A 7,267-nucleotide genomic window follows, 5' to 3' on the forward strand; every position below is an offset into this window, starting at 1 on the left:
CGCCGCGGCGTAGAATGGCGGGCATGCCTGAGCCAGAAATCGACATCAAGCCACGCAGTCGGGTCGTCACCGACGGCATCGAAGCCACCACGTCGCGCGGCATGCTCCGCGCCGTGGGCATGGGCGACGAGGACTGGGACAAGCCGCAGATCGGCATCGCGTCCTCGTGGAACGAGATCACCCCCTGCAACCTCTCCCTCAACCGCCTCGCGCAGGGCGCGAAGGAGGGCGTGCACTCGGGCGGCGGCTACCCGCTGCAGTTCGGCACCGTCTCCGTCTCCGACGGCATCTCGATGGGCCACGAGGGCATGCACTTCTCGCTCGTCTCGCGCGAGGTCATCGCCGACTCCGTCGAGACCGTCGTCATGGCCGAGCGCCTCGACGGCACGGTCCTGCTCGCGGGATGCGACAAGTCGATCCCCGGGATGCTCATGGCTTCCGCACGCCTCGACCTCTCGAGCGTCTTCCTCTACGCGGGGTCCATCGCGCCGGGCTGGGTGAAGCTCTCGGACGGCACCGAGAAGGACATCACGATCATCGACTCCTTCGAGGCGGTCGGCGCCACGAAGGCCGGCAAGATGTCCGAGTCCGACCTGAAGCGCATCGAGTGCGCCTTCGCGCCAGGCGAGGGCGCCTGCGGTGGCATGTACACGGCCAACACGATGGCCTCCGTCGCCGAGGCCCTCGGCCTCAGCCTGCCGGGCTCGGCGGCCCCCGCATCGGCCGACCGCCGCCGCGACGCGTTCGCCCACCGTTCCGGCGAGGCAGTGGTCAACCTGCTCCGCCAGGGCATCACGACGGGCGACATCCTCACGAAGGAGGCCTTCGAGAACGCGATCGCGATCGCGATGGCACTCGGCGGATCGACCAACGTCGTGCTCCACCTCCTCGCGATCGCCCGCGAGGCGCAGGTCGACGTCACCCTGCACGACTTCAACCGCATCGGCGACAAGGTTCCCCACATCGCCGACATGAAGCCCTTCGGCAAGTACGTCATGAACGACGTCGACCGCCACGGCGGCATCCCCGTCGTCATGAAGGCGCTCCTCGACGAGGGCCTCATGCACGGCGACGCGCTCACGGTGACCGGCAAGACGCTCGCCGAGAACCTCCGCGACCTCAACCCCGACCCCGTCGACGGCGACGTCGTGCACACGGTCAGCAACCCCATCCACGCGACCGGCGGCATCACGGTGCTGCACGGCTCCCTCGCTCCCGAGGGCGCGGTCGTCAAGACGGCCGGCTTCGACGCCGACGTGTTCGAGGGCCCAGCGCGTGTCTTCGAGCGCGAACGCGGCGCGATGGATGCCCTCACGAACGGCGAGATCGAAGCGGGCGACGTCATCGTCATCCGCTACGAGGGCCCGAAGGGCGGACCTGGCATGCGCGAGATGCTCGCCATCACGGCGGCCATCAAGGGCGCAGGTCTCGGCAAGGATGTACTACTCTTGACGGACGGACGATTCTCAGGCGGCACAACCGGCCTGTGCATCGGCCACATTGCACCGGAAGCGGTCGACCAAGGTCCTATCGCTTTCGTCCGCAGTGGAGATCTGATTCGGGTCGACATCGCGGCTCGCTCGATCGACCTACTCGTCGACGAAGCTGAGCTCGCCTCCCGCCGAGAAGGCTGGGAACCGCTCCCTCCGAAGTTCACGCGCGGCGTGCTTGCGAAATACTCGAAGCTCGTTCGCAGCGCGTCCGAGGGCGCGACCACGGGCTAGCCCTCAGGGCTATCCCTCATCGACCGCGCTCGACTCATCGAGTACGAAGAAGAACGGATCTCATGACGCAGGAAACTGCCGCCCGCATCGCCGCGGCGTCACCACCCTCCGCTGGGCACGAGCCCGAGATGCTGACCGGAGCCCAGGCTGTCGTCCGCACCCTCGAGAACCTCGGGGTCACGGACGTCTTCGGACTGCCGGGTGGCGCCATCATCGAGGTGTACGACCCACTCCTCGACAGCACCAAGCTCCGCCACATCCTGGTTCGCCACGAGCAGGGCGCCGGCCATGCCGCCGAGGGCTACGCCTCGGCGAGTGGCCGCACCGGCGTCTGCATCGCGACGAGCGGCCCAGGCGCAACGAACCTCGTCACCGCGATCGCCGACGCCTACATGGACTCGGTGCCGCTGCTGGCCATCACCGGCCAGGTGTTCTCGCACCTCATGGGAACGGACGCCTTCCAGGAAGCCGACATCATCGGCATCACCATGCCGGTGACGAAGCACAGCATCCTCGTCCGCACGCCGGAGGAGATCCCGGCGGCCATCGCCGCGGCGTACCACATCGCGTCGACCGGTCGTCCCGGGCCCGTGCTCGTCGACATCACGAAGGACGCGCAGCAGAAGAAGGCGCCGTACGTCTGGCCGGTGAAGCTCGACCTGCCCGGCTACCGCCCGGTCCTGAAGGCGCACGGCAAGCAGATCCTCGCCGCGGCGCAGCTCATCGCGCAGGCCAAGAAGCCCGTCTTCTACCTCGGTGGCGGCATCGTCCGCTCCGGTGCGTCCGCCGAAGTGCAGCGCCTCGTCGAGAAGACCGGCGCGCCGGCTGTCACGACGCTCATGGCACGCGGCGCGTTCCCCGACTCGCACCCGCAGATGCTCGGCATGCCCGGCATGCACGGCACGGTACCCGCGGTGCTCTCGCTGCAGGAAGCCGACCTGCTCATCACGATCGGCGCCCGGTTCGATGACCGAGTGACCGGCAAGTCGGCGCTCTTCGCGCCGAACGCCAAGGTCATCCACGTCGACATCGACCCCGCCGAGATCTCCAAGATCCGCACGGCCGACGTGCCGATCGTGGGTGACGCGCGCGAGGTCGCCATCGATCTCCTCGCCGCCGTCACCGACCACGCTCCCGCGGAGGCCTCGCGACTCGAGGAGTGGTGGACCTACCTCAACGGCCTCAAGGCGGAGTTCCCGCTCGGCTTCACCGAGCCGAGCGACGGCCTCCTCTCGCCGCAGCGCATCATCCAGCGCATCAGCGAGCTCACCGGGCCCGAAGCCATCTACGCGGCGGGCGTCGGCCAGCACCAGATGTGGGCGGCGCAGTTCGTCAAGTACGAGCGCCCCAACGCGTGGCTCAACTCCGGCGGCGCCGGCACCATGGGCTACGCCATCCCGGCGGCGATGGGCGCCAAGGTCGCCGAACCGCACCGCACGGTGTGGGCGATCGACGGCGACGGATGCTTCCAGATGACCAACCAGGAACTCGCGACCTGCGCGATCAACGACATCCCCATCAAGGTCGCGATCATCAACAACTCTTCGCTCGGCATGGTGCGACAGTGGCAGACGCTCTTCTACGACGGACGCCACTCGAACACCGACCTCAACACGGGGCACGAGACGGTCCGCATCCCTGACTTCGTGAAGCTCGCCGACGCCTACGGGGCGCTCGGCATCCGCGTCACGAAGGAGGAGGAGATCGACGCCGCGATCAAGCTCGCCCTCGAGACCAACGACCGCAGCGTCGTCATCGACTTCGTCGTGAGCGCCGACGCCATGGTGTGGCCGATGGTGCCGCAGGGCGTCTCGAACAGCTTCGTCCAGTACGCCAAGGAACACAGCCCGACCTTCGAGGGGGAGTAGAACATGTCGAAGCACGTACTTTCCCTCCTCGTCGAGGACAAGCCGGGCCTCCTGACGCGCGTCGCCGGGCTGTTCGCCCGCCGAGGCTTCAACATCGAGTCGCTCGCCGTCGGCACGAGCGAGGTCGAAGGGCTCTCGCGCATCACGGTCGTCGTGGACGTCGAGGAATTCCCGCTCGAGCAGGTGACCAAGCAGCTCAACAAGCTCATCAACGTCATCAAGATCGTCGAGCTCGAATACGACGCCTCCGTGCAGCGCGAGCACCTCCTCGTGAAGGTCAAGGTCGATGCGACGACGCGCTCGCAGGTCATCGAAGCCGTCAACCTGTTCCGGGCCCGCGTCGTCGACGTGGCGACGGATGCGCTTGTCATCGAGACCACGGGCGACACGGGCAAGGTGCAGGCATTCCTGCGCGTGCTCGAGCCGTACGGCATCCGCGAGATCGTCCAGTCGGGCCTCGTGGCCGTCGGGCGCGGCGCCAAATCCATGACCGAGCGGGTCGCGCGCTGACCCTCGCGTCGCGCGCATCCGCTCAGCACCACCCAAACGCCAGAACGCCAACAATCAAGGAGCACACAAGTGGCTGAAATCCTGTATGACACCGACGCAGACCTGAGCATCATCCAGAGCAAGAAGGTAGCCGTCGTCGGCTACGGCTCGCAGGGCCACGCCCACGCGCAGAACCTTCGCGACTCCGGCGTCGAGGTCAAGATCGGCCTGAAGGACGGCTCCAAGTCGGCCCCCAAGGCTCAGGAAGATGGCTTCGAGGTCCTCAACGTTGCGGATGCAGCCGAGTGGGCCGACGTCATCATGATCCTCGCCCCCGACCAGCACCAGCGCTCCATCTACACGGACAGCGTCAAGGACAAGCTCACCGAGGGCAAGACGCTCGCGTTCGCCCACGGCTTCAACATCCGCTTCGGCTACATCGACGCCCCCGAGGGCGTCGACGTGATCCTCGTCGCCCCGAAGGCCCCCGGCCACACGGTGCGCCGCGAGTTCGTCGCAGGCCGCGGCATCCCGGACATCATCGCCGTCGAGAACGACGCGTCGGGCACCGCCTGGGCGACCGCGCTCTCCTACGCAGCCGCCATCGGCGGAACCCGTGCCGGCGTCATCAAGACGACCTTCACGGAGGAGACCGAGACCGACCTCTTCGGCGAGCAGGCTGTGCTCTGCGGCGGCACGTCGCAGCTCATCCAGTACGGCTTCGAGACGCTCACCGAGGCTGGCTACCAGCCCGAGATCGCCTACTTCGAGGTGCTCCACGAGCTGAAGCTCATCGTCGACCTCATCTGGGAGGGCGGCATCGCCAAGCAGCGCTGGTCGGTCTCCGACACGGCGGAGTTCGGCGACTACGTCTCCGGCCCGCGCGTCATCGACCCGAGCGTCAAGGAGAACATGCAGGCCGTTCTCGCCGACATCCAGTCCGGCGCCTTCGCGAAGCGCTTCATCGACGACCAGGACAACGGCGGCGTCGAGTTCGCCGAGTTCCGCAAGAAGGGCGAGTCGCACCCCATCGAGAAGACCGGCCAGGAGCTGCGCAAGCTCTTCGCCTGGAAGCAGACCGACAGCGACTACGTCGACGGACAGGTCGCGCGCTAAGCGTCACCAGCCGTCCGCAGTCCTGAACTGCACGGGGCCGGCCCAGAGCATCCGCTCGGGGCCGGCCCTTCTGCGCATGCCAGGGGCCGCGTGTTACGGCGGCGCGGGCCGCTGGCGCGCCCCGCGATAGGATCGGTTCGGCCTGCGCCCGCAGACTCCCTGTCTCCACTGGAGGATTCTTCACGTGTCAAAGCCCGTCGTTCTGCTTGCCGAGCAGCTTTCCCCCGCAACCGTGGATGCGCTCGGTCCCGACTTCGAAGTCCGCCAGGTCGACGGCACCGACCGTGCCGCGCTCCTCGAGGCACTCGCCGAGGCCAACGCCATCCTGGTGCGCAGCGCGACCCAGGTCGACGCCGAGGCGATCGCCGCAGCCCCGAACCTGAAGATCATCGCGCGCGCCGGCGTCGGCCTCGACAACGTCGACACGCCAGCCGCCACGAAGGCCGGCGTCATGGTCGTCAACGCGCCCACCTCGAACATCACGTCGGCCGCCGAGCTCGCGGTCGGCCACATCATCTCGCTCGCTCGCCACATCCCGAATGCCAACGCGTCGATGAAGGCCGGCGACTGGAAGCGCTCGAAGTACACGGGTGTCGAGCTGTTCGAGAAGACCGTCGGCATCGTCGGCCTCGGCCGCATCGGCACGCTCGTCGTCGACCGCCTCAAGGGCTTCGGCGTGACGCTCGTCGCCTACGACCCCTACGTGACGCCCGCCCGCGCCTCCCAGCTGGGCGTGCAGCTCCTCAGCCTCGAAGAGCTCATGGCGCAGTCCGACTTCATCACCATCCACATCCCGCGCACCCCCGAGACGACGGGGCTCATCGGCGACGCGGAGTTCGCGCTCGCCAAGCCCGAGCTGCGCATCGTGAACTGCTCACGCGGCGGCATCATCGACGAGAACGCGCTCCGCGACGCCCTCGAATCAGGCAAGATCGCCGGCGCCGCCCTCGACGTGTTCGTCACCGAGCCGCCGTCGAACCGCGACCTCCTCGACCAGCCGAACCTGCAGCTCACGCCGCACCTGGGCGCATCCACCGACGAGGCCCAGGAGAAGGCCGGCGTCTCGGTTGCCCGCTCCGTGCGCCTAGCGCTCGCCGGCGAGCTCGTGCCCGACGCGGTGAACGTCGCCGGCGGCGTCATCGACGAGTACGTGCGCCCCGGCATCCCGCTCATGGAGAAGCTCGGCCAGTTCCTGCAGGGCCTCATCGGCGCCTCCCCGGTGGCGTTCGACATCGAGGTGCACGGCGAGCTCGCACGCTACGAGATCAAGGCGCTGCGTCTCGCCGCGCTCAAGGGCTTCTTCACGAACATGGTTACCGAGCAGGTCTCCTACGTGAACGCGCCGCTCCTCGCGGAGGAGCGCGGCCTCGAGGTTCGCATGAACGCGGATGAGGACAGCGACGAGTACCGCAACGTGCTTACCCTCCGCGCGACGCTCAGCGACGGCAAGACGGTCTCCGTCTCCGGCACGCTCACCGGCCCGAAGCAGATCGAGAAGCTCGTCGGCATCAACGGATACAGCATCGAAGTGCCGCTCGCGAACCACCACCTCGTGATGGTCTACAGCGACCGCCCCGGCGTCGTCGCCGTCTACGGTGCCGCGCTCGGCGACGCCGGTGTGAACATCGCCGGCATGCAGATCGCGCGCGATGAAGAGGGCGGCCAGGCCCTCTCCGTGCTCACGATCGACGAGCCCGCGAGCGACGAGCTGCTCGCGAAGCTGCGCGACGCGATCGGCGCCTCCGAGCTGCACGAGATCGACATCATCGAGAGCTAGCACTTCCAGCGGCGGCCTGCCGCCCCGGCGAACGCTGCCTGCGTCTTCACCCTGCGAGAGCTCGCCGGGGGTGAAGACGCAGGCAGCGTTTTTTGGTCAGTGGCTGTCATGGCCAGCTTGCGGGATGGATGCCGCCCGGTGGGACCCGGTGGACGTGCTGCGGTGCATCCGTCACGCAAGCTGGCCGACGCCCGGGCGGGTGGAGAGCCGTCCCGTCCCGTCCCGTCCTGTCCTGTCCCGTCCCGTCCCGTCCTGTCCCGTCCTGTCCTGTCCTGTCCCGTCCCGTCCTGTCC

Annotated in this window: 5 protein-coding genes; all 5 read left to right on the plus strand. The window is 68.0% G+C overall.

Annotated elements, in window-relative coordinates:
- The first annotated feature begins 23 nt into the window (after nucleotides 1-23).
- A complete protein-coding gene (gene ilvD / locus C5B99_RS03585; RefSeq protein ID WP_104240426.1) occupies nucleotides 24-1,724 on the plus strand; it encodes a dihydroxy-acid dehydratase in 1,701 nt (566 codons plus the stop codon).
- Nucleotides 1,725-1,786: 62 nt separating this feature from the next.
- Complete coding sequence (locus C5B99_RS03590) at nucleotides 1,787-3,592, plus strand: acetolactate synthase large subunit (RefSeq protein WP_104240427.1); 1,806 nt, start codon at nucleotides 1,787-1,789, stop codon at nucleotides 3,590-3,592.
- Nucleotides 3,593-3,595: 3 nt separating this feature from the next.
- A complete protein-coding gene (gene ilvN, locus C5B99_RS03595) occupies nucleotides 3,596-4,102 on the plus strand; it encodes an acetolactate synthase small subunit (protein WP_104240428.1) in 507 nt (168 codons plus the stop codon).
- A gap of 69 nt (nucleotides 4,103-4,171) precedes the next feature.
- Entirely contained in the window at nucleotides 4,172-5,197 is a 1,026-nt protein-coding gene (ilvC, locus tag C5B99_RS03600; protein WP_104240429.1) for a ketol-acid reductoisomerase, read from the plus strand.
- A 184-nt stretch (nucleotides 5,198-5,381) separates the two neighbouring features.
- Entirely contained in the window at nucleotides 5,382-6,974 is a 1,593-nt protein-coding gene (gene serA / locus C5B99_RS03605) for a phosphoglycerate dehydrogenase (RefSeq protein WP_104240430.1), read from the plus strand.
- The last annotated feature ends 293 nt before the right edge of the window (nucleotides 6,975-7,267 follow it).

It is taken from the genome of Pseudoclavibacter sp. Z016 (assembly GCF_002931215.1).
GTDB lineage: Bacteria > Actinomycetota > Actinomycetes > Actinomycetales > Microbacteriaceae > Pseudoclavibacter.

Coding starts and splice junctions, on each gene's coding strand:
- ilvN (WP_104240428.1), top strand. CDS start 3,596: ATGTCGAAGCACGTACTTTCCCTCCTCGTCGAGGACAAGCCGGGCCTC.
- ilvD (WP_104240426.1), top strand. CDS start 24: ATGCCTGAGCCAGAAATCGACATCAAGCCACGCAGTCGGGTCGTCACC.
- C5B99_RS03590 (WP_104240427.1), top strand. CDS start 1,787: ATGACGCAGGAAACTGCCGCCCGCATCGCCGCGGCGTCACCACCCTCC.